The organism is Archangium lipolyticum (genome assembly GCF_024623785.1).
Classification (GTDB): domain Bacteria; phylum Myxococcota; class Myxococcia; order Myxococcales; family Myxococcaceae; genus Archangium; species Archangium lipolyticum.
In genome coordinates this window covers 738,986-762,436 of record NZ_JANKBZ010000001.1, presented here as the reverse complement: position 1 = coordinate 762,436, position 23,451 = coordinate 738,986, and the positions used below count along the sequence as shown (strand labels likewise).

At 70.3% G+C, this 23,451-nt stretch carries 15 protein-coding genes; 11 read left to right on the top strand and 4 right to left on the bottom strand.

Annotated features, from left to right (window positions below; genetic code table 11):
* Window positions 1-94 precede the first annotated feature (94 nt).
* The 3 genes from NR810_RS02775 to NR810_RS02765 are packed head-to-tail and all read left to right on the top strand — an operon-like array spanning window position 95 to window position 4,841.
* Entirely contained in the window at window positions 95-565 is a 471-nt protein-coding gene (locus tag NR810_RS02775) for a MarR family winged helix-turn-helix transcriptional regulator (RefSeq protein WP_257447274.1), read from the top strand.
* A 38-nt stretch (window positions 566-603) separates the two neighbouring features.
* On the top strand, window positions 604-1,710 hold the full coding sequence (locus NR810_RS02770; protein WP_257447271.1) for an efflux RND transporter periplasmic adaptor subunit: 1,107 nt from the start codon (window positions 604-606) through the stop codon (window positions 1,708-1,710).
* Entirely contained in the window at window positions 1,707-4,841 is a 3,135-nt protein-coding gene (locus tag NR810_RS02765) for an efflux RND transporter permease subunit (RefSeq protein ID WP_257447269.1), read from the top strand. Before NR810_RS02770 ends, NR810_RS02765 begins: the two co-directional genes overlap by 4 nt.
* A gap of 47 nt (window positions 4,842-4,888) precedes the next feature.
* Here NR810_RS02765 and NR810_RS02760 read toward each other — a convergent pair whose 3' ends face one another.
* Both NR810_RS02760 and NR810_RS02755 read right to left on the bottom strand, forming a co-directional pair.
* The gene (locus tag NR810_RS02760; RefSeq protein ID WP_257447266.1) at window positions 4,889-6,124 is read right to left on the bottom strand and encodes an MFS transporter; all 1,236 of its coding nucleotides are present in this window, start codon (window positions 6,122-6,124) and stop codon (window positions 4,889-4,891) included.
* Between the two features lie 31 nt (window positions 6,125-6,155).
* Window positions 6,156-8,558 (bottom strand): endonuclease MutS2, encoded by a 2,403-nt coding sequence (locus tag NR810_RS02755; RefSeq protein ID WP_257447263.1) that lies wholly within the window; start codon window positions 8,556-8,558, stop codon window positions 6,156-6,158.
* 78 nt (window positions 8,559-8,636) lie between these two features.
* Between NR810_RS02755 and NR810_RS02750 the strand changes: the two genes are divergently transcribed.
* From NR810_RS02750 to NR810_RS02720, 7 genes are all read left to right on the top strand, one after another.
* Window positions 8,637-9,335, top strand: coding sequence for a tetratricopeptide repeat protein (locus NR810_RS02750; protein ID WP_257447260.1), 699 nt, complete (start codon window positions 8,637-8,639; stop codon window positions 9,333-9,335).
* A 60-nt stretch (window positions 9,336-9,395) separates the two neighbouring features.
* Complete coding sequence (locus NR810_RS02745; protein WP_257447257.1) at window positions 9,396-10,616, top strand: adenylate/guanylate cyclase domain-containing protein; 1,221 nt, start codon at window positions 9,396-9,398, stop codon at window positions 10,614-10,616.
* Window positions 10,617-10,630: 14 nt separating this feature from the next.
* Window positions 10,631-11,824, top strand: a complete 1,194-nt coding sequence (locus NR810_RS02740; protein ID WP_257447254.1) for an exo-beta-N-acetylmuramidase NamZ family protein — start codon at window positions 10,631-10,633, stop codon at window positions 11,822-11,824.
* Window positions 11,821-12,504 (top strand): hypothetical protein, encoded by a 684-nt coding sequence (locus NR810_RS02735; RefSeq protein ID WP_257447251.1) that lies wholly within the window; start codon window positions 11,821-11,823, stop codon window positions 12,502-12,504. The genes NR810_RS02740 and NR810_RS02735 overlap by 4 nt, the downstream gene beginning before the upstream one ends.
* Window positions 12,501-13,085 carry a nicotinate (nicotinamide) nucleotide adenylyltransferase gene (gene nadD, locus NR810_RS02730; protein WP_257447249.1) on the top strand — a complete coding sequence of 195 codons (585 nt, stop codon included), beginning with the start codon at window positions 12,501-12,503 and terminating at the stop codon, window positions 13,083-13,085. Before NR810_RS02735 ends, nadD begins: the two co-directional genes overlap by 4 nt.
* A 123-nt stretch (window positions 13,086-13,208) precedes the next feature.
* The gene (locus NR810_RS02725) at window positions 13,209-16,013 is read left to right on the top strand and encodes a cation-translocating P-type ATPase (RefSeq protein WP_257447247.1); all 2,805 of its coding nucleotides are present in this window, start codon (window positions 13,209-13,211) and stop codon (window positions 16,011-16,013) included.
* Window positions 16,014-16,091: 78 nt separating this feature from the next.
* Window positions 16,092-20,180: a protein kinase domain-containing protein gene (locus tag NR810_RS02720; protein WP_257447245.1), complete on the top strand. Its 4,089-nt coding sequence runs from the start codon at window positions 16,092-16,094 to the stop codon at window positions 20,178-20,180.
* Here NR810_RS02720 and NR810_RS02715 read toward each other — a convergent pair.
* A complete protein-coding gene (locus tag NR810_RS02715) occupies window positions 20,137-21,072 on the bottom strand; it encodes an alpha/beta fold hydrolase (RefSeq protein WP_257447242.1) in 936 nt (311 codons plus the stop codon). The genes NR810_RS02720 and NR810_RS02715 overlap by 44 nt on opposite strands.
* Window positions 21,073-21,151: 79 nt before the next feature.
* On the bottom strand, window positions 21,152-22,369 hold the full coding sequence (locus NR810_RS02710; RefSeq protein ID WP_257447239.1) for an MFS transporter: 1,218 nt from the start codon (window positions 22,367-22,369) through the stop codon (window positions 21,152-21,154).
* 111 nt (window positions 22,370-22,480) lie between these two features.
* Here NR810_RS02710 and gcvA point away from each other — a divergent pair, with 111 nt between their 5' ends.
* Window positions 22,481-23,371 (top strand): transcriptional regulator GcvA, encoded by an 891-nt coding sequence (gcvA, locus tag NR810_RS02705; RefSeq protein WP_257447237.1) that lies wholly within the window; start codon window positions 22,481-22,483, stop codon window positions 23,369-23,371.
* Window positions 23,372-23,451: the final 80 nt, after the last annotated feature.

The window sequence follows — 23,451 nt, the reverse complement described above, 5'->3', positions numbered from 1 at the left end:
GTCGATACCCACATTGGGGGCGCTGGTGTCAGGAAGGTCCACGGTGTGGGAGGGTTGTGTGGGGACAAACGACCCTGCTAGATGATATTCGCCAATGCGGAATATCTCGGGGTTGGACGACACGGCGTATCAGCTGATGGAGTTGCTGACGGCTCTGGGCCGGCGCAACTCGCTGAGGGATCCGCTCGCCCTGCTCGTGGAGTCCCTGGGACTCACGCCGCCGCAGCTCCACAGCGTGGCGTGGCTCGGCCGTGACGGTCCCCTCTCCATGGGAGAGCTGGCCCGGAGGGTGGGCGTCACCGAGAAGACCATCACCGGCATCGTCGACCGGCTCGAGCGCGAGGGCTACGCCCAGCGTGCACGGGACTCGTCCGACCGGCGCGTCGTCCATGTGAGCCTGACGCCTCGGGGGAAGGAGACCGCCGACCGCGTGCACACCCAGGCCCTGGAGAGCCTCCGCGCCTTCCTTTCCCTGCTGGACGGCAAGGAGCGCACGGCCCTGCTGCGCGTCTTCGAGAAGCTGGTGAGAAGGCTCGCCGCCCCTGTTCAACCCTTGGACCCGTGACCCCCGCGGGACGACGCCCGATGCACCTGGAGGATGGAATGAGGAGCAACCTGAGGAAGAGCGCCTGCGTGGTGCTCCTGGCGCTGGCGGCGTGCTCGAAGCCCGCCGCCCAGAGCCAGGGGACGGAGCTGGCCGAGCGCACCGTGAGCACCGCCCCGGTGGAGAAGGGCAGCGTGGTGGAGTCGGTGGAGCTGGTGGGCGAGCTGCAGGGCATGGAGGAGGTGCGCGTCTCTCCCGTGGTGCCCGAGCGCATCCTCGACCTGGCCGTGAAGGAGGGCGTCCGGGTGAAGCAGGGAGACCTGCTGGCCACGCTGCACGGAGACTTGCAGTCGGAGGGGCTCAACCAGGCGCAGGCGGCGCTGGAGGCTTCCAGGGCCAACCGCGATGCCATCCTGGACAACCTGGAGCGCACGCGGTCGCTGGTGGAGTCGGGCTCGGTGACGCGGGCCCAGCTCGAGTCGCTCGAGGCTCAGTTCCGAGGCGCGGAGGCACAGGTGCGTCAGGCCAGCGCCGCGGTGGCCCAGGCCTCCGCCCAGCGCAACCGCACCACCATCCGCAGCCCCATCTCGGGGGTCGTCGCCGTCGTCCACCTGCGAGAGGGGGACCTGGCGGGAGCGGGCTCTCCCGTCGTCACGGTGGTGAAGTCCGAGCGGCTCAAGGTGGTGCTGCGCGTGCCGGAGCGCGACTTCCTCCGGGTGAGCGAGGGCATGCCCGTGCGCGTGTCCCCTCTGGCCCGCTCCGGGCAGGTAGTGGAGGGCAAGGTGTCCCTCAAGGGTCCGGTGGTGGATCGGATGACGCGCACGGGGCTGGTGGAGGTCCACCTGGACAACAAGGAGGGCCAGCTCGTCGCCGGCTCCGCCGTGCGCGCCTCCATCGAGCTGAGCCGCCGCGAGGGCGTGGTGCTCGTCCCCGCCGAGGCGGTGCTGCTGGAGGGTGAGACCGAGCGCACGGGCCTGGCCACCGCCTTCGTCCGTCAGGGAAGCAAGGCCCAGCGCCGCCAGGTGCGCGTGGGCGCGCGGCAGGAGGACCGGCTGGAGATCCGCGAGGGCCTGGCCGGCGGAGAGGAGCTCATCGTGCACGGGGCGCACCTGCTGCGCGACGGCAACCCCATCACGCTGGCCGAGAAGAAGGAGACGGGGAAGTGAACCTCACCGAACTGTCGGTCCGTCGCCCCGTCACCGGGGTGATGGTGTTCCTGTGCCTCACCATCCTCGGGCTGTTCACCTTCAGCCGGCTGAAGCTGGACATGTTGCCGAACATCGAGTTCCCGCTGGTGGCCATCATCACCCAGTACCCGGGGGCCGGCCCGGACTCGATGGAGCAGCTCGTCACACGCCCCATCGAGGAGGCCATGGCCTCCGTGGAGAACGTGGAGGACATCAACTCCACCAGCAACCAGGGCAACTCCATCGTGATGGTGAAGTTCGCCTGGGGCACGGACATGCAGACGGCCGAGCAGGACGTCCGAAAGAACCTGGAGATCTTCGCCCAGGACCGGTTGCCGGATGACGTCGAGCGGCCGCTGACGTTCGCGTTCGATCCGGCGCTGCAGCCGGTGGTGTTCCTCACGGTGAACGCGCCGGGCACGCCGCACACGGTGCGCAAGCTGGCCGAGGACATGGTGGAGCCCTACCTGGCGCGCATCGCGGGCGTGGCCTCCGCCGAGGTGATTGGCGGCACCAAGCGGGAGATTCAAGTGCGGCTCGATCCCGCGTGGCTGGAGTCCTACGGCATCTCGGCGCAGCAGGTGGTGTCGGCGCTCCGGGGCGCCAACGTGATGATCCCGGGCGGGCGGCTGGATCAGGGGAGGCAGGAGCTGAGCATCTCCACCAACGCCGAGTTCCGCACCGTGGAGCAGGTGCGGGACGTGGTGGTGGGGCAGAAGGGCGGGGAGCGGGTGTACCTGCGCGACGTGGCGGAGGTGGTGGACACGTTCGAGGAGGAGACGGCGGTGGTGCGGGCGGACGGCCGGCATGCGGTGATGATGGCCGTGCGCAAGCAGTCGGATGCCAATACGGTGCAGGTAGCGCGGCGGGTCATGAAGGAGATGGAGCAGCTCCAGAAGCGGCTGCCCGAGGGCGTCTCCCTGGTGCGGGTGTTCGATCAGGGGCTGCCGATCACCCGCGCGCTCTCCAACCTCTCTGACAGCGCCCTGCTGGCCATCTTCCTGACGGCGGCCGTGCTGCTGGCGTTCCTGCGCAGCTGGCGCACGAGCAGCATCGTGCTGGTGAGCATCCCGCTGTCGCTGCTGGCCACTTTCGCGGTGATGGACTTCCAGGGGGTGACGATGAACATCATCTCCATGGCGGGCCTGGCGCTGGCGGTGGGCATGCTGGTGGACAACTCCATCGTGGTGCTGGAGAACGTCTTCACCCACCTGGGCCAGGGCAAGGGGCCGAAGGAAGCCGCCATCGACGGGACGCGGGAGATGGCCATGCCCATCGCCGCCTCGACGCTGACGACGGTGGCGGTGTTCGCGCCCATCCTCTTCGTGCCCGGGCTGGCGGGCCAGCTCTTCCGGGACATGAGCCTCACCATCTGCATCTCGCTGCTCGCCTCGCTGGTGGTGGCGCTCACGCTGGTGCCGCTGATGGCCAGCCTGATGGCGCTCGGCGCGGGGCAGAACCGGCTGGAGCGGTGGGTGGGACGGTTCACCACGTGGTTGGATCCGCTCTCCGAGCGCTACGCGGTGCTGGTGGGCAAGGCGATGCGCAACCGGGGCAAGGTGATGGCCGGCACGCTGCTCATCTTCATCGCCACCATGGCGATGACGCCGCTGCTGGGCGTGGACTTCATGCCCAAGACGGACAATGGCGAGCTGCGCTTCTCGGTGAAGGCGAGCCCCGGCACGTCGCTGTGGACCACGGACTCGCTGTTCAAGCAGGTGGAGGCCATCGTCCACGCCGAGGTGCCCGAGGCGGAGGTGGTCGTCTCCCAGTTCGGCGGCGGAGAGGGCTTCGCGGCGCTCTTCGGGCAGAACTCGTACACGGGCAACGTGCAGGTGCGTCTGCCGCCACGGGCCGAGCGCGAGCGCAGCCAGCAGCAGATCGAGAACGTGCTGGTCGAGCGCTTCAAGGGGTTGGCGGGCCTGGAGGTGCTGCCCCAGCAACAGGGGATGATGGGGGCGGGCGGTGATGTGGTGGTGAAGGTGTTCGGCGACGATCTGATGAAGGTGCGGGACTACGGTGCGCGGTTGAAGAGCCGGCTGGAGGTGGTGCCCGGGGCGTCGAACGTGACCTTCTCCATGGAGCAGGGCCAGCCGGAGCTGAAGGTGGACCTGGACCGGGATCAGATCCGCCTGCTGGGGCTGGCTCCGGCGGAGGTGGCCTCCACCGTCTCCACGTACTTCCTGGGGACGACGGCCACCATGTTCCGCGAGGGAGGCGACGAGTACCGCGTCTTCGTCCGGGCTCCGAAGGAGGTGCGCGAGGACGTGCGGCGGCTGCGGGCACTGCCGGTGTCGACGCCCCTGGGCGTGACGGTGCCGCTGGAGACGGTCGCGTCCATCCACCAGTCGCTGGGGCCCACGGCCATCTCGCGTGAGAACCAGCGGCGGCTGGCCACCATCAACCTGTCGGCCAACGGGGTCGCGCTCGGCACGCTCATCCAGAAGGTGAACGAGACCCTCACCGCGATGGGCGAGGAGCCCGGCATCACCACGATGGTGGCGGGCACCGCGGAGGACCTGCAGGACTCCTTCATGGCGCTGGGCCTGGCCTTCGTGGTGGCGGTGCTGCTCGTCTACATGGTGATGGCCAGCCAGTTCGAGTCGTTGCTGGAGCCCTTCGTCATCCTGTTCTCCGTGCCCCTGGCGATCTCCGGCGTCGTGCTGGCGCTGGTCATCAGCCGGACCACGCTGCAGGTGACGGCCCTCATTGGCATCATCCTGCTGGCGGGCGTGGTGGTGAACAACGGCATCGTCCTCATCGACGTGCTGAAGACCCGCCGCCTCGAGGGGCAGGATCTGGTGCTCGCGGCGGTGGAGGCGGGCCGCAGCCGCCTGCGCCCCATCCTGATGACGACGCTCACCACGGTGCTGGGCATGGTGCCGCTGGCCTTCGAACTGGGAGACGGCGCGGAGATGTGGGCCCCCATGGCCCGGGCCGTCATCGGCGGCATGACGGTGTCCACGCTGCTGACGCTGCTGGTCATCCCCGTGGGCTATGTGTCGCTCGCGGGCTGGGTGGACCGGCGCCGGGCTCGCAAGGTGGCGCCGAGCCCCGTTGTCTCTCCCGTAGCCGAGCAGGAGCCCCGGCCGGCCTCCAACGTCGGCTAGTGGCGTGGGTCTGGGAGGGTCGGCGCATCAGCGAAGCAATGATACCCTCACCCCGTCCCTCTCCCAGAGGGAGAGGGGGGGGTGGTTTTTCTCAGCGCCCCCGGAAGTGTGAGTGCCGTGGCGAGCGTGGCCACCGTGCCCCCAGCTCCCGCAATCAGTAACGTCACCGGCGCCGAGGTGGCATCGAGCAAGAGTCCTCCTCCGATGTAGGACAGCGCGGCGGCCACTCCGATCGCTCCGTAGAGGTTTCCAAAGACCCGGCCCAGCATCTCGGGTGGCACCAATCGCTGGAGCAGGGTGTTGCTCGCGACGTCCATCGCCGCGAGCCCCACTCCTCGCATGCCCTGCATCGCGAACGCCGCGGAGACCGCCCACGTCAACCCGGTCAGCAGATTGCCAATGCTGCTCACCGCGAACCCCAGCAGCAGCAGCGCCACCATCGACCCGCGGGCTCCGTAACGCGCCAGCAGGATGTAGCCGAGCAGCAGCCCCATTCCCACGGCGCCCAGCAGAAGCCCCACCGCCGAGTCCCCGGCTCTCAGTGTCTCCTTGGCCAGGAGCACCAGCGCCACGTCGTCGACTCCGTTGAACACCACGACGCCGCAGAAGCCCAGCGCGATGACCCGCACCGCCGGCGCCGACAGGATGTAGCCCAGGCCCAGCCTCGCCTGACGCAGGAGGGATGGCGGGTCCTTCTCCCCGGCGAGCGCGGAGGGCAGTGATGGCACGGAGGCCAGGAGCGCCGCCGAAACGAGGAACGAGGCCGCGTCCACCAGGAGCACGCCTCGGATTCCCACCACCGGCAACAGCGCCGCCGCCAGAAGCGGGCCGAGGGCCTCGGCTCCGTTCGTCCCGAATCCCAGGGTGGAGTTCGCGGTCTCCAACTCGTCACCGGCCACCAACGCCGGCACCGCCGCTCGGGACGCGGGTTGGAAGATCTGTCCGGCCACCGCTCGCGCGCCCACCAGGACCAGCAACAGAGGCAACGGCGGCAACGCGAGCGCGATGAGGAGCAGGAGTGCCCCTTGGATCAGCTCGCAGGTGATCATCACCCGCTTGAGGTCGAACCGGTCGCTGATCGCTCCGGTGAGCGGGCTCAACAGCGATGGGGCGAAGTCGCCGGTGAGCAGCAGCAGCGAGACGGCGAGGGCCTGGCCGGTCGTCTCCGCCACATGGAGCATGAGCGCGACCAGGCTGAGCGAATCACCCGCGAAGGAGATGACCCGCGCGAGCCACAGGGACCGGAACTCACGGTGGCCGCGCAGCAGTTGCAGTGCACCCACCGTGTGCTCCTGGGTTGGTTCGACAGTTGGCTCAGGCCCTCAGGGCGACCACCGTCACGCCGTCGCCGCCCTCGTGGTTCTCACCCGGACGGAACATCCGGATGTACGGCGACGCCGCCAGGTAGTCCCGGATGGCCTGCCGCAGCGCTCCCGTGCCGTGTCCGTGGATGATCAGCGCCGACTCCTCGCCACTGCGCATCCCCCGGTCCAGGAACGACTCCACCTCGCCCAGCGCGTCCTCGGCTCGCATGCCTCGCACGTCGCAGCGGTAGTTCGTCGCCTCCACCGCCTCCGGCGCCGCCTGCTTCGCCCGCTGGATCTGCTGCGCCTGCTTGTTGCGCTCCGGGAACTTCGTGTCCTTCGGCTTCGCCGTCCGCGAGCCCGACAGCTCCGATACCGGCACGCGCATCTTCATGATGCCCGCCGCCACCAGCGCCTGGTCTCCGTGCAGCTCCAGGATCTCCACGTCCTTGTTCAGCCCGGAGTGCCGCACCAGCGCTCCCACCCGCAGCTCCGCCGGGGCAGGGGCCTCCACCTGGAACAGCTCCGCCCTCGCCGCCTTCGCCCGCTGGTTCGCTTCCTCCGCCCGCTGCAGCAACTGTGCGCGCGCCTCCGACGCCGCCTTCTCGTTCGACTGCGCCCTCAGCACCTTCAGCAGCTCCTGCACCTCCGCCGCCGCCTGGTCGCTCGCCGCCGCCACCTCCTCGTTGAAGCGCATCAGCCTCGCCTTGCGCTCCCGCTCGAACTGCTGCTTCTGCTCCTCCAACTGCGCGCGCAGCCGCTCGGCCTCCTCCGCCGCTACCTTCGCCCGCTCCAGGTCGTCCTGCAGCCTCCTCCGATCCTCCTCCGCCGCCGCCAGCGCCTTCGCCAGCGCGCCACCCGCGTTCATCGCCAGGTCCCTCGCGCGCGTGCAGATGTGCTCCGGCAGCCCCATCCTCGACGCCACCTCGATGGCCGACGACGCACCCGCCGCTCCCAGCTGCAGCTTGTACGTGGGCGCCATCTTCTTCGCATCGAAGCCCACCCGCGCGTTCAGGAAGCGCGGATCCAGGTGCGCCAGCGCCTTGAGCTCCTCCAGGTGCGTGGTCACCAGCACCACCGCTCCCTTCTCCAGCAGCTCCTCCAGCACCGCGATGGCGATCGCCGCTCCCTCGCGCGGATCCGTGTCCGCGGCGATCTCGTCGATGAGCACCAGCGAGTTCTTCCCCACCGACAGCGCGATGTCCCGCAGCATCACCACGTGCGCGCTGAACGTGGACAGGCCCTGCGACAGGTCCTGCGCGTCACCCACCGTGGAGTGCACCGAGCGGTACAGCGGCATCCGCGAGCCCTCGCCCGCCGGAATCGGCAGGCCCGCCCGCAGCATCAGCGAGCACAGGCCCACCGCCGTCAGCGTCACCGTTTTGCCGCCCGCGTTCGGACCCGACACCACCAGCGCCCGCGCGTCGCCCTTCATCTCCACGTCGTTGGGCACCACCTCGGTGTCCCTCAACAACAGCCGCGGGTGTCTCAGGCGCAGCAGCGTCAGGCTCTCCACCCCGACGAACTCGGGCGCGTGCGCCCGCAGGTCTCCCGACAGCACCGCCGCCGCCTCCACCTCGTCCAGCTCCGCCACCGCGGCGATGCCCTCGAGCACCTTGTCCGCTTCCCGCCCGAGCTGGTTCGTCAGCTCCTGGAGGATCCGCCGCTCCTCCTCCGTCACCACCGACTGGGCGATGGCCAGGTCGTTGCCCATCCCCACCAGCCCCTCGGGCTCCACGAACAGCGTCTGCCCCGTCTGGCTCGCGTTGTGGACGATGCCCGGCACCTCTCCCCGGAAGCTGGAGACGACGGGCACCACGTACCGGCCGTTGCGGATGGTGTAGTAGTTCTCCCGCAGCTTCGGCAGGAAGCTCTCGTCGTGGAGCTTCTCCTCCAGCCAGCCCTTGATGCGCCGGTGCAGCCCCCGCACCCGATCCCTCGCCTCGCGCAGCGCCGGGCTCGCCCGGTCGGAGATCTCCCCGTCCGCCTCGAAGCTCCGGTCGATGCGCACCGCCAGCTGCTCCAGCATCGGCAGCCGCCGGGAGATGGCCGCCAGCCGGGGCACCACGTGCTGGCGCTCCTCCAGCGCCTCGCGGGTGCGCACGAAGGCGAACAGCAGCTGCGCCGACGCGATGAGCTGCCGGGGCTCCAGCAGGCCCCCCTTGGAGGCGAGCTCCAACGCGCCCCGCAGGTCCGTCACCCCACCCAGCGGCAGGGAGAACTGCTCCTGGGCCAGCCGCCGCGCCTCGGCGACGAGCTCCAGGGCTTCCGCCACTTCTTCCTCGGTGTCGAGGAACGGCCGGGCGAGCGCACGCTCCCTCCCGGGTTCGGTCCTACAGCGATGGGCTAGGGCGCGGAGCACATCCGCGAAGCCAAGGTCCTCGAGCGTTCTCTGGGCGATCTGCACGGTCATGGGTTTCATGCGCGGCCGGTCGGCCGTCAAGAGGAAGTACGATTGTGATGGCCGGCGCCGCTCTGCTATCTGCCTGACATGCTCTGGCTACTGGTAGCGGGCACGCTCGCGGCGGCCATGGACGTCCCCGCCACCGGGGACCTGACAACGGCCCTGTCACAAGAGGCCGCGGGGGATGACGCGGGGGCCCTGGCGACCGTGGAGGCCGTGGTGCGCGCCTGGCCCGCCGAGGCCCTCCCCCGGCTCGAGGCGGCGCGCCTTCTGTTGAAGCTCGGAGGGGACCTGGACCTGGTGGAGACCCACCTGGATGTAGCCTCCGCCAGGGCCCCCGAGAATCCCCGGGTCCACTACCTCCGGGGGTTGTTGTGGGAAGAGCGCGGCCAGCCCCTGCGCGCGGCTCGTGCCTATGAGCTGGCCGTGTTCTACAGAACCTCCTACGAGGACGCCCGCTTCCGGCTCGCCGGTCTCTGGGCCTCCCTGGGTGATTGGCTGAAGGCCGAGCTCCACTACCGCTACCTCGCCCGCTCCCGCCCCGAGTGGGTGCAGGTGCGCCTCCAACTCATCCGGGCCCTGGAGGAGCAGGGGAGGACAACGGACGCCGAGAAGGAATTGTTACAACTCAAGAACGAGCAGCCGGGCAACGCCCTGGTCATCCGCCGGCTGGCGGACCTCTACGAGCGTACCGGCAGGACCCAACAGGCGGCGAAGCTGCGGGCGAGCCTGGAACCGCCCGCTCCCTCGAAGAAGATGCGTCCCTTGAGGCCCTCGCGACGATAGGGAACCTTTCTGTCCTTGTCTGATTGCGCGGAAAGCGCCACTGCATACACTGCGCCCGCCTTGAAGACCGCCAACCTCGCCATCGTTTTCACCGACATCCAAGGGTTCACCGAGCGGACCAGCCGGCAGACCCTCGAGGAGAATCAGCGTCTGCTGCGGACGCACAATGAGCTCCTCACCCCCGTGTTCAAGGCGTTCGGCGGGCGCATCATCAAGTCCATCGGGGATGCCTTCCTCGTCACCTTCGAGTCGCCCACCCAGGCCGTCCTCAGTGGCATGGCCATCCAGGACCGGCTCTGGCAGTACAACCGCGGCGTCCCGGACGCGGAGCGGCTCGACGTGCGCGTGGCCATCAACGTGGGAGAGGTGCGGCTGGAGTCCAACGACGTCTTCGGTGAGCCCGTCAACATCGCCTCGCGCGTGGAGTCCATCGCCGAGGCCGGCGAGGTGTTCTTCACCGAGGCCGTGTACCTGGCCATGAACAAGGCCGAGGTGCCCTCCCTGGAGGTGGGCTCCTTCGAGCTCAAGGGCATCCCCGGGAAGATCCGCGTCTTCCGCGTGCCCCGGGCGCCCTACCGCGTGGAGACGCCCTCCGTGGTGCACCTGCCGACCGAGGAGCCCTCGCTGGAGAACGAGCAGCCGCCCTTCGGCAACCTGGCGCTCTCGCGCGTCCCCGGCTCCCTGCTCACGCCGGGTCCGGATCTCGCCGCCGCCCTGGGCAGCCGCGCGGCCACCGTCATCATGGCGGTGAAGTCCGGGCGGCGCCTGTCGCTCTCTCCCCGGGCCCTGGCGGTGGGCGGAGGCGCGCTGGTGCTGCTGCTGCTGGGCATCGGCTTCGTCGTGCTGCGCGACAGCCCCGCCGAGGCCGCCATCAAGGACGTGGCCGAGGCCTCCGCCACGCAGGAGAAGCTCGAGCTGGCGGAGAAGGCCCGCAAGCTCATCGCCGAGGAGAAGCTCCCGGGGGAGAAGAACCTGCTCCTCGGGCAGCTCGACGAGGCGCTGGAGGCACCCGGCAAGGCGGTGGATCACTACCGCGCCGCGGTGAAGGCCGGGAACGAAGAGGCCGGGGCGCGGCTCACCGGCATGTTGAAGCACCCGGAGTGCCGCGTGCGCTCCGAGGTCGCGACCACGCTGGGCGAGCTCCGGTTGGAGTCCGCGCGCGGCGCGCTGGTGGCCCTGGCGAAGAATGGCGGCCCGGGCGATGAGCCGGACGCCCTGTGGGGCCTGGGGTGCAACTCGCGCAAGAAGGCGGAGAAGGCGTTGGAGCGGCTCGGCCGCTGACATTGGGGGATGACGTGAGACGGGTGAAGACGGGACTGGATGTCTGGGTGGAGCAGGGTTTCGCGCCGCTGAAGGGCAAGCGGGTGGGCGCCATCGTCAACCCCACCAGCGTGGACTCGCGGTTCCGCCACCTGGCGGACCTGCTGGCCAGCGCGCCGGGGGTGAAGCTGGGAGCCCTCTTCGGCCCCGAGCACGGCATCCGCGGCGAGGCCCAGTACATGGTCGCCGTGGACGATGTGCGAGACAGGCGCACCGGCGTCCCCGTGTACAGCCTCTACGGCTCCACCTTCGAGTCCCTCTCGCCCCGCCCCGAGTGGCTGGAGGGCCTGGACGCGCTCGTCTTCGACATCCAGGACGTGGGCAGCCGCTACTACACCTACGTCTACACCATGGCCCTGGCCATGAAGGCCGCCGGCAAGGCGAAGGTGCCCTTCTACGTGCTGGACCGGCCCAACCCGCTCAACGGCGTCACCATCGAGGGCAACCTCGTGGGCGAGCGCTACCGCTCCTTCGTGGGGCTGTACTCCCTTCCCAACCGGCACGGCATGACGGCCGGCGAGCTGGCCCGCCTCTTCAATGACGAGCAGGGCTTCGGGTGCGAGCTGACGGTGGTGCCCATGGAAGGTTGGCGCCGCGAGTATTTCTGGTCCGATACCGGGCTGCCCTTCATCCCGCCCTCGCCGAACATGCCCACCCCGGACACCGCGCTCGTCTACCCGGGCATGTGCCAGGGCGAGGGCACCAACGTCTCCGAGGGCCGCGGCACCTGCCGCCCCTTCGAGCAGTTCGGCGCACCCTGGGTGGACACGGACGCGCTGCTCGCCCGGCTGGAGCGCGAGAAGCTCCCCGGCGTCTCCTTCCGCGCCGTGGGCTTCACTCCCACCTTCGACAAGTACAAGGGCGAGTCCTGCAGCGGTGCCTTCATCCACGTCACGGACCGCCAGGCCTTCCTGCCCCTGCGCACGGGCCTCGCCATCTTCCAGGCCCTCTACGAGCTGGGGCAGGGCGGGAAGTTCGCCTGGCGTGAAGACGCCTACGAGTTCGTGGACGACGTGCCCGCCTTCGACCTGCTCTGTGGGACGGATCAGGTCCGCAAGGGGATCGAGGCTGGTTGGCCGCTGGACCGTCTACTGGAAGGCTTCGAGACCCAGGCCCGGGACTTCGCCAAGCGGAGGGAGCGTCATCTGCTGTACGCTCAGGGGTCGTGAGCCAAGACGTCATCGGAATCCTGTCCGACAGCCATGGCGATCTGGCCGCCTTCGACGCGGCCTATGAGCTGCTGCGGGCCAAGGGCGCACAGCGCTTCATCTTCCTGGGGGGACGCTACACCGACCTGGACGAGTGGATCCTCGACCGGCGCGAGCGCAGCCGTGGGGGCCGCGAGTACTCCGGGGCGGACTTCATCCAGGACGTGGCCCGCTGGCTGGCCGTCACCGAGCAGAAGCCCCGCCCGCGCTCGCTGTCCCTGGGGGACGAGGCGCTGAAGGAGCTGGAGGAGGACCCGCTGCTCGTCCGCGAGCACTTCCTGCGCACCCCGGAGCGCGACTCCCTCCAGTACAGGGACCCGTCCATCCCCCGGAAGATGCTGGACATGGTGGGCGACACGCTCTGCTGCCTCGTCCATGACAAGAACGACCTGTCCCGGGACGACCTGGTCAACGCGCTCGTCTTCATCCACGGCAAGGACTCCGAGCCGAAGCTGGTGCAGATCGGCCCGCGCTACTTCCTCACCCCGGGCCGCCTGGCCGGGGCCGCGGAGCAGACGTGCGCCCTGCTGGAGCGAGAGGATCGCAACCTGCGCTTCTCCGCCTTCCGGCTGGATGGGTCGGTGATCCTCCAACCGCAGATGCTGCTATTGGATCGCCGCTCCAAGCTGACCATCAAGTGAGGCACCCCGTGCAGGTCGCGATCCTCGGAGGCTCGTTCAACCCGCCTCACGTCGGCCACCTGATGGCGGCCCACTACGTGCGCGCCACCCAGGGCGTGGACGAGGTGTGGCTCATGCCCACCTTCCGCCATCCCTTCGGCAAGGTGTCCGAGGAGTTCGAGCACCGCCTGCGCATGTGCGAGCTGCTGTGCCGGGACACCTCGGGCTGGATGAAGAGCTCGCGGGTGGAGAGCGAGGTGGGCAAGGACGGGCGTACGGTGGACACGCTGGCCTTCCTCCAGGCGCGCCACCCGGAGCACCGCTACACGCTCGTCATCGGCTCGGACATCCTGAAGGATCTGCCGCACTGGAAGGACGTCGACCGCATCCGGCGGATGGCGCGCGTGCTGGTGCTCCACCGCGCGGGCTACCCGGGCGTCGACACCGTCATCCAGCCGCCGCTCGACGTCGTGGGCCCGCCGCTGGCCGAGGTCTCCTCCACGGAGATCCGCGAGCGGCTGTCCCGGGGCGAGCTGCCCTCGGACCTGGTGCCGAGCGCGGTGCTCGCCTACGCCCGCGAGCACCACCTCTACGGCCTGTGAGCCGGGCGGCTCCTCGCTCGTCCCCCTGACGCTTCCACTTCGTCTTTCTCGAAGTGTCGCGGCCCTATTTTCTTTTGGCCGAGGATTGCCGGGGTCCACACATTACCCCGCGAGGAGCGCCACATGGATGCACACGAACCTCCCGCGGTGACTTCGTCCCCCCAGCCCTGGCACGCGTTGCCCCCCGACGCGGTGCTGAAAGCCGTTCAAGGCGGCCCCGACGGCCTCTCCGAGAGCGAGGCCCGCGCCCGGCTCGAACGCCATGGCCCCAATGTGTTGCAGCGGGTCTCCGGTGAGAGCCCCCTGAAGCTGCTCTGGCGCCAGGTGAACAACCCCCTCATCTGGGTGCTGCTCGCGTCGGCGGGGCTGGCCATCGCCCTGGGCAAGGTGACGGACGGCATCATCGTCCTCGCGGTGGTGGTGCTCAACACCCTCATCGGCTTCGTGCAGGAATTCCGCGCGGGCAAGGCCATCGAGGCCCTCACGCAGATGGTGCCGGAGAACGCCACCGTCCTGCGCTCGGGCCAGAAGGTGACGGTGCCCGCCGCGGAGCTCGTCCCGGGGGACGTGGTGCTGCTCGCCTCGGGGGACAAGGTGCCGGCGGACGTGCGGCTCCTCGCCGGGCGCAACCTCCAGGTGGAGGAGGCGGCGCTCACGGGCGAGTCCGTCCCCTCGGAGAAGAAGGCGGCGCCCGTCGACGCGAGCGCGGGCATCGGCGACCGGGCGAGCATGGCCTACGGCGGCACGCACGTCACCTACGGCACGGGCACGGCGGTGGTGGTGGCCACGGGCGCCGCCACCGAGCTCGGCCGCATCTCCCAGCTGTTGCACGAGGCGGTGGATCTGCAGACGCCCCTGACGAAGGCCCTGGCCTCCATCGGGCGCTACCTGACGATCGCCATCCTCATCATCTCCGCCGTGCTGCTGGGCGTGGGCCTGCTGCGCGGCTACGCGGTGGCCGAGTCGCTCCTGGCCGCCCTCACGTTGGCGGTGGCCGCCATCCCCGAGGGCCTGCCCGCCATCGTCACCATCGCCCTGGCCATCGGCGTGCAATACATGGCCGCGCGCCGCGCCATCATCCGCAAGCTGCCGGCCGTGGAGACGCTGGGCAGCACCACCGTCATCTGCTCCGACAAGACGGGCACGCTCACCCGCAACGAGATGACCGTCCAGGCCCTGTGGACGCCCGCTGGCTCCTACTCCATCTCCGGCGTGGGGTACGCGCCCCAGGGCGAGGTGCGCCGGGATGACCAGCCCCTGGGCTCCCTGCCCGAGGATGCCCGCGAGCTGCTCGTGGCCGGCGCGCTCTGCAATGACGCCTCGGTCCGTTCCAAGGATGGCACCTGGGAGCTGACGGGAGATCCCACCGAGGGCGCCCTCATCGTCGCCGCGGAGAAGGCCGGGCTGCGCGTGGAGGAGCTGCGCTCCGGCCGCTCCCGCGTGGATGCCATCCCCTTCGAGTCCGAGAACCAGTTCATGGCCACCCTCAACGAGGACGAGCGGGGCGGCCGCTCCCTCTTCCTCAAGGGCGCCCCCGAGGTGGTGCTGCGCCGCTGCGACTCGCACGAGGGGCTCGACGCCAGGAGGGTCCTCGCGGAGGTGGAGCGCCTGGCCTCGCGGGGCATGCGCGTGCTGGCCGTGGCGAGCAAATCCGTTCCTGACTCGCAGCGGGGCGTGCGGCTCGAGGACGCGGCCGGCGGCTTCCAGCTCCTGGGGCTCCAGGGGATGATCGACCCGCCGCGCGAGGAGGCCATCCAGGCGGTGAAGGCCTGCCACACGGCCGGCATCTCCGTGAAGATGATCACCGGCGACCACGCGAAGACGGCGGAGGCCATCGGCGCGCAGCTCGGCATCCTCGAGGGAGGCCGGGCGGTGACGGGGGCGGAGCTGGCGGAGATGGACGAGGCGCGGCTGCGTGAAGCGGCCACGTCCTCCAACGTGTTCGCCCGCGTGGCGCCCGAACACAAGCTGCGCCTGGTGCGCGCCCTCCAGAAGGAGGGCCACGTGGTGGCCATGACGGGGGATGGCGTCAACGACGCGCCCGCGCTCAAGCAGGCCAACATCGGCGTGGCCATGGGCATCACCGGCACCGCCGTGTCCAAGGAGGCCGCGGACATCATCCTCACCGATGACAACTTCGCCTCCATCGCCGCCGCGGTGGAGGAGGGGAGGCGCGTCTACGACAACCTCATCAAGTCGCTCGCCTTCGTGCTGCCCACCAACCTGGGGCTGGCCCTCATCCTCATCGTCGGCGTGGCCTTCTTCCCCATCCTGAACATCAACGGTCAATCCGAGGCCCTGCTGGCCATGCTCCCCAGCCAGTTGCTGTGGATCAACCTGGTGGCCACGGTGGCGCTCGCGCTGCCGCTGGCCTTCGAGGCCCGGGAGCCCGATGTGATGAATCGCTCTCCGCGCCGGCCGGACTCACCCGTGCTCAGCCGCTTCGTGGTGATACGAACGGTGGTGGTGGCGGTGCTGATGTGCGCTGGCGCCACCGGGCTCTTCCTCTGGGAGTACAACACCGAGGCGGCACGCCTGGGCCACGACATGGCCCTGCGCGAGGCGCAGACCATGGCCGTCACCACGGTCATCATGTTCCAGATGTTCTACCTGCTGAACTGCCGCTCCCTGCGTGACTCGTTCTTCCGCATCGGTGTCTTCAGCAACCCCTTCGTCTATCTCGGTATCGGAACGCTGGCGCTGCTGCAGCTCGGGTTCATCTTCCTGCCCTTCATGCAGCGCGTGTTCGGCACCGCGCCGCTGTCGCTCGAGGCGCTGGGCCTGTGCGCGCTGGTGGGGGCCATGGTCCTCCCCGTCATCAGCGTGGAGAAGTGGTGGCGCTCGCGGCGTGCGCAGCGAGCGCGGCGGGAGCAGGAGGCCGGCAAGCAGCTCCCTCGGCACGTGCCTCGGCGTGCGACGGTGGGCTGAGTCCCGGTTCTTCCGGACCCCTACATTCTGGAGGACGGCCACTGGGGAGACTCCGTGGCGGTACCTCGAGGGGTTGGGATGAGCAGGGACATCACGCAGGAGGGCGAGAACCGGAGCCTGTCCACGGACGAGCGTGGGAGCTCCTCGGACCTCGAGGATTCCTTCCTGCGCGAGTTGCGGATCGAGCCGATGCCTCGGCTCCCGGTGCCCGGGGGATGGCTCGGAGGCCCGGAGGGTCGCCGGTACCATGTCCTGGAATGGTTGGGGGGCGGGGGAATGGGTCAGGTCTTCCGGGCCCGGGACGAGATGCTGCAGCGCGAGGTGGCGCTCAAGTTCCTCCTGGTTCGCACGGGGTTCGACGAAGCGGCACTGCGCGAGGCGCGCGCCATCGCCCGGCTGGACCACGAGAACATCATCCGCATCTTCGACGTGTCCGAGGGGAGTGCCACGCGCGGAGAGCCCCGTGTGCCCTTCCTGGTCATGGAATGCCTGGAGGGAGAGTCGCTCGCGGCGGTGCTGAAGCGGGAACGACGGCTGGAGGTGCGGCGCGCGCTGGAGATCATGGACGGCATCGCCGCGGGCCTGGCGCACGCCCACGAGCGCGGCATCGTCCACCGGGATCTCAAACCCGGCAATGTCTTCCTCACCCGACAAGGTGGGGTGAAGCTGCTGGACTTCGGCCTGTCGCACCTGATTGCCGGCAATGGCACGGGCTCGCCGCACCTGCCCAGGGCTGGGACTCCGGGCTACATGGCGCCGGAACAGTGGAGGGGAGGGACGCAGGATGCGCGGACCGACCTCTGGGCGGCCGGGGTGATGCTGTACGAGGTGCTCACCGGCGAGCTGCCCTTTCCGGATGCCCCGTGGCCGGAGCTGCGCGAGCGGGTGACTTCCCGCGAGCCCATGCCCTCGGTGCGCGCGCGCCAGCCAGACGTGCCTCGGGAGGTGGAGTCGCTCGTGGTGTCCCTGCTGGCCAAGGAGCCGGCCCGGCGCCTTCCCTCGGCCCGGGAGCTGCGGGAGGTGATCCTCGAGTTGCGTGTGCGCCTCGCCGGGCCCGGAGCCGGGCCGCCGCGGCCCGTGCTCCAGCAGCGCCGGTTGCTGGTGCTGCTCTCCTGTCTGCTGCCGGAGCTCTCCGGGCTCTCGGCGCGGCTCGGCGCCGAGGACGTGGAGGAACTGGAGACGGCCTTCCAGCGGGAGTGTGCGGACGTCATCCAGCGGCACGGCGGCACCGTCACCCTGGCCATGGGCGGAGAGGTGGTCGCCTGCTTCGGCCAGCTCCAGGTGCGGGAGGACGACGCGGAGCGCGCTGTCCGCGCGGCGCTGCGGCTGGCCCGGGACATGCCGGAGCTGCTCCGCCGGAGGTTGCCGCACCTGCTGATCTCCGGGCTGGGGGCGAGGGTGGGCCTCCATACGGACTGGATGATGCTGGACGCACGCGCTCTCCAGGGAGAGGCCTCGCGGGTGGTGTCCCGGCTCGCGAGACAGGCCGGGCCCGGCGAGGTGCTCGCCACCGGGACGACCTGGAAGCAGGTGTGCGGTGCCTTCGAGACGGAGGCACTCGGCCTCCGGGAGCTGCCGGGGCTCGCGGGGCCGGTCCGCATGGAGGTGCATCGCGTGCTGCGCGAGCGGGAGGGGCAGGTCCGCTTCGACAGGACGCTCATGGCCGGTGGCCTCACGCCCCTGGTGGGGAGGGAAGGGGAGCTGCGGTGGCTCCTGGAGCACTGGGAGGGGGCCCGGAACGGGCGGGGCGCGTTCGTCCTGCTCCGGGGAGAGGCGGGCATCGGCAAGTCCCGGCTCCTTCAGGAGTTGCACGAGCGTGTGCCTCCGGAGATGGCCACCCGGCTGCGGTTCCAATGCGGCTCCCGGTTCGGCGCCAGCGCCCTCCTTCCGATGGCCGAGGTGCTCCAGGGCCTCTTCCGGTTCTCCCCGGAGGTCTCGCCCGAGCGGTACCTGCGCGAGTTGGAGTCACGGCTGGATACGATGGAGTCCCCCCGGGAGTCCGCACAGCTGCTGGGCCTGCTCCTCTCACTGCCCCTGCCCGAGGGCTCCCCGGTGTCCCGGCTCACGCCCGAGCGGCGGCAGGAGATGACGTACGAGGCCCTGGTGGAGCTGCTCCTGCGCGAGGCGCGGCAGCGGCCCGTGCTCGTCGCCGTCGAGGATCTGCACTGGGCCGACTCCTCCTGGCTCGAGTTGCTTGGGCTCCTGCTCGAGCGCATCGAGGGAGCACGCGTTCTCGTCGTCCTTTCCGCCCGCCCCGAGTTCCAGCCCTCCTGGCCCTCGCGGCCCTGGTTCCACTCGCTCACCCTGGAGCGCCTGCCGGCCGGGCTCGCGGAGTCCCTGGTGAAGGAGGCGGCTCGCGGTGCGCCCCTGCCGGAGGAGACGGTCCGGGAGCTGGTGGAGAAGACGGATGGCATCCCGCTGTTCATCGAGGAGATGACGCGTGGGGTGCTGGAGGGGGGCGTGGTGGCGTCCATCCCGGTGACCCTGAACGAGCTGCTGCTGGCCCGGTTGGATCTGCTGCCCTCGCGCCAGAAGGCCCTGGCCCAGCTTGGCGCGGTGGTGGGGCGGGACTTCTCGCTGGCCCTGCTCACGGCCGTGGCGGGCCGGGAGGACACGGGCCTGCGGCGTGAGCTCGCGGAGTTGGTGGCGGCGGGATTGCTCCAGGAGCAGGTGGATGACCGGGGCGAGCCCGGCTACCAGTTCCGGCACGCGCTCTTCCAGGAGGCGGCGTACCAATCCCTGCCTCGGAGCGAGCGGAGGCAGCACCACCGGCGCATCGCGTGGGTGCTGGAGGTGAAAGTCCCCGGCATGATGGAGGCCAGGCCCGAGCTGCTCGCACACCACTATTCGGAGGGTGGGGAGGAGTCGCTGGCCGCCCTCTTCTGGCGCGGGGCTGGAATGCTCGCCATGCTGCGCATGGCCATCCCGGAGGCGGTAGCGCATCTCACCCGGGCGCTGGAGCCTCCGCGCGGGGCTCCCGCGTTGCGCTGGGCGCCCGTCGAGGAGCTCCAGGTGTTGGCCACCCTGGGCTTCTGCCAGTCCCTGTTGTGGGGCTTCGACTCGCCGGAGGCGGCGCGGACATATGCCCGGGTCTGGGAGTTGCTACGCCGCATGGGAGAGATCCCGCCTCCCCTGACGATGGCCTGTTGGAGCCTCTTCTCCTATCACGAGGCACGAGCGGAGCTCTCGATGTGCCACGAGCTGGCTGGCCTGTTGGTGCGCCAGGGAGAGCGGCAGCGGAGACCGGAGCTGTCCGTGGCGGGCTACTGGATGATGGCCATCGATTGTACCTACTGGGGACGCGCAGGCGCCGCGCTGGAGTACAGCGAGCGCGCGATGGCTCTCACACGCCCCACCTCCGGGCCCCCCAGGAAGGAGACGTTCCTGTCGGAGACCTTCGTTCTTGCTTCGTTCACCCATTCGGTGTCGGGCCGGCTGGCGCGGGCGCGGGAGCTCGAGCGGGAATCGCTGGCATTGGCCCGGCGCACCGGCTCTCCCATGCTGCTGGTCCTGACGCTGACCTATGCGGCCATGGCCTGTCAGATCCGCCGGGAAGCCGCGGAAGTCTCGAGGTGGACGGAGGAGCTCCTCGCCATCTCCAGCGAGCGACGTCAGTCGCTCTGGCCTCCGTGGGGGAGGTGCCTCCGGGGTTGGGCCCTGGCCGAGCTGGGACAAGGCCAGCGGGGACTGGAGCTCCTGCGGCAGGAGCTCGCGCGGTGGCAGACGCAGGGAGTCCGGGGCGGGCGGACCTATTGCCTCGAGATGCTCGCCAAGGTGTATCTGACGCTGGGGCGGTACCGCGAGGGCCTGGCGGTGGTCCGCGAGGCGCTGGTCCTGATGTGGACGACGGGAGAGTACGGTTCCGAGGTCGAGCTGCGCCGCGTACTGGGGGAGCTGTTGCGTGCCGGCGGGCGGGAGCGCGAGGCGCGGTATGAGTTCCTCCGCGCCATCGCCGTCGCTCGCGAGCAGGGGGCCCTCATCTACGAGCTGCGCGCGACGGTGGGCCTGTGCCGCCTGCTGCGGGACGCGGGGCGGACGGATGCGTCCCGGAGGCTCCTGGAGCGGATCCTCGCCTGGTTCGAGGGTGAGGACTCGGTTGATCTCCAGGAGGCGCGGGAGCTGCTCAGCCCCGGTGCCGACCGAGCCACTCCACGAGGAGCTGGTTGATCTCGGCCGGCTTCTCCTGGTGCAGGAAGTGCCCCGCGCCCTGGATGCGCTCGACGCGCAGGCCCGAGGGGAAGTCCTCCTTCCGGATGTCGTCGAACAGGCGCGTGTCCACGCAGCCGTCCTTCGCGCCGGTGAGCGCCAGCGTGGGCACCCTCACGATGGACTGGAGCAGCTTGTGGGTCCGCCAGTTGGTGGGGGACCACAGCGCGAAGAGGGCGCGGTAATAACCGAGCGCCGCCCGTGGGACGCCCGGCTGCCGGAAGGTCTTCTTGAGCGCCGCCATCTCCTCCTCGGGCCACTTCCAGCCCGGGGACCAGTCGCGCCAGAGCTTCTCGATGAGCTCGAAGTCGTTCCACTTCACCGCCACGTCCGACACGCCGCGCAGCTGGAAGAAGAACGTGTACCAGGAGTTGCGCAGCTGCTCGGGTCTGCGCGCGAAGATCGCGAGCATGTTCTTCACCGGCGCCACCGCCAGCGCGGAGAACGAGTGGAAGCGCTCCGGCGCCATCGCCGTGACGATGTAGCCGATGATCGCGCCCCAGTCGTGACCGATGAGGTGCGCCTTGCGCACGCCCAGGCCGTCCATCCACCCCAGCAGATCCTCCGCCAGGCGCACGAGGTGGTAGTCGCCATCCTTCGGCTGCGCCGAGGGCTCGTAGCCCCGGAGCGTGGGGACGATGACCCGGTAGCCGACCCCGGCCAGCGCCGGCAGCTGCTCACGGAAGGAGCGCGCGTGGTCGGGAAAGCCGTGGAGGCAGAAGACGACCTCCGGTCCCTCTCCCATCTCCAGGGCGGAGAATTTCAGCCCGTTGGCGTGAAGCGTCCGTCCCTTCAGCTCGTGGTGCCGCGCGCGTGCTTCCTTCCGCGTCTCTTCCTTGCGAAGCGTTTCCATGAACTCCCCCCGGATTGGGTGTGACGCGGCAAGTCAAACCCGGGTGAAAACCGGATGCAAAGGATTTCTGGGAAGTCGTCTACTCACGTGTCACGGAGCGGAAACGGCCCGGTCCGGCGCTCGCCATGAGGAGCACGGCCACGAGCGGGAGCAGGGCCGCCGTGGTCAGCACCGGGCGCGCGTCCCCGACATCGAGCAGCACCCCCGTCAGCGCGCTGCCCCCGGCGACGCCGAGTGACCAGCACGCGCTATAGAAGGAGAAGCCCTCGGCCTGTCGCGCGGGAGGGAGCGCCCCCTGGAGGAGGAAGGTCAACGTTCCCGTCACCGGCGCGAGGAACAAGCCCGCCATGACGAGCCACACGGTCAGCCCGTTCACCGAGGCCATCCAGCCGAGCGGGAGCAGCAGCAGGCCCCACGCTCCCAACAGCAGCTTCGCGCGCCATACGCCCTCCGCGCGTCCCTTCACACCGGGGAGCAGGGTGTAGCCGAGTCCCCCCGCGACGCTGGCGGCGGACAGGATCGCGGCCAGCATGCCCCACAGCGCGGCGCCCGCGCCCACCTCCTCGAGCCGTGGCGGCACTCCCGCCTCCAGCGCGCCCCAGCTCGTGCCCAGCACCACCACCATGCCGAACACGGCCAGCGTGCCGGGCGTGCGCCACACCCCCGGTCCTTCGCGCACGGCCTCTGGCGCGGGTTCCGGCTTCCGCTCGGGGAGTCCCAGGCTCAGTGCGCTCGCGACGAGCGCGCTCGCCCCCATCATTCCCAGCGCGAGCAGGGGCGCGCCGCTGGCCGTCGCCACTCCCACCAGCAGCGGCCCCATCACCCACTGCACCTCCACGAGCACCGCGTCGAGCGCGAAGGCCGCCTCCAGCCGCGAGGACGGAGCCACCGAGGCCAGCAGGGCGCGGACTCCTCCCTGTACCCCGGAGGGCATCACGCCCAGCAACAGGGACGCGGCCAGCAGCACCGGCGCCGGCGCGTGCAGCAGGGCCGCCACCGCGAGCCCCGCGGTGAGCAGTGCCTGCCAGTGCAGCCCCCGTCGCAGTCCCACCAGCAGGGGCTCGCGATCGAGCATCCGCCCGCGCCACGGCGCCGCGAGGGCCGCTCCCACGGAGCAGGCGCTCGCCATCCACGCGCCGAAGGTGAAGGAGCCGGTGGCCTCACGGCCCGCCAGCAGCAGCGCGAAGGTCATCATCGTCCCGGGCAGTCGCGCGAAGAACGCCGCCAGCACCCACCGCCGCCAGGCCTGCTCCCGCCACAGCTCCCGGGGCAGGGCCACCCGCATCGTCGCCGCCATGAAGTTCCTCCTCGAAGTCGCGGGCGAAGATGCGCTCCGGCACCTGTTCCGACAATCGATTAAGGTGCCCGGGTGTGGTGAGTTTTTCTCACCGGTTTCCCGGAGCCCCGCATGTCCGCGCCCCTGCCTCCCCTCAATGCCCTGCGTGCCTTCGAGGCCGCCGCGCGCCACGGCCACATGGGCCGCGCCGCGCGCGAGCTGGGCGTCACCCACGGCGCGGTGAGCCGGCAGGTGCACCTCCTGGAGGAGCACCTGGGCAACAAGCTGTTCCACCGCGTCGGGCGCGGCCTGGAGCTCACCGAGCGGGGCCGGGAGCTGGCCGAGCGCGCCACGCGCATCTTCGCGGACCTCTCCTGGGCGGTGGACCGCGTCAACGCGAAGCCCACGGCGGCCACGCTGCTGGTGGGCGTGCCTCGCGCCTTCTCCATCCGATGGTTGGCGCCCCGGCTCGGCGGCTTCTGCGAGGCCCACCCGTGGATCGAGCTCCGGGTGGACAGCTCGCGTGACGAGGTGGAGCTTGGCCGGGGCGAGGCGGACGTGAGCATCCGCTTCGGCGAGGGCCCCTGGCCGGGCGTGGTGGTGGACGCGCTGGGGGAGGAGAGACTGTTCCCCGTCTGTGCCCCCTCGCTGCTGCACGGGGGCCGCCCGCTGCGGAGCGTGACGGACCTGTCGAGGCACTCCCTGCTGCACTTCGCCGACACGCCCGACTGGGCGAGCTGGCTGAAGGCCGTGAGCGCCACGGGCGTGGATCCGGCGCGAGGCCCCCGCTTCAGCGAGCTGGCGGCGGTGCTCTCGGCGGCCGAGGCGGGGCAGGGGATCGCCATCGCGCGCAGCACCCTCGTGCAGCGCGAGCTCCAGAGTGGACGGCTGGTGCGGCCCTTCTCGGGTGAGGCCGTGGACGGCCGGGGCTACTTCCTGCTCACCACGGCGCGCGGCAACCGGCAGCCCAAGGTGGGGGCCTTCCGGACGTGGCTGCTGCGGCAATTCGGCGCGGCGCGGTAGCGGGAAGACATTTTTCCCAATCTTTTCGCCACCTTGCGGGCCGTGCTACCTACGGTACCGGAGGCGGAAACGTTTTTCGG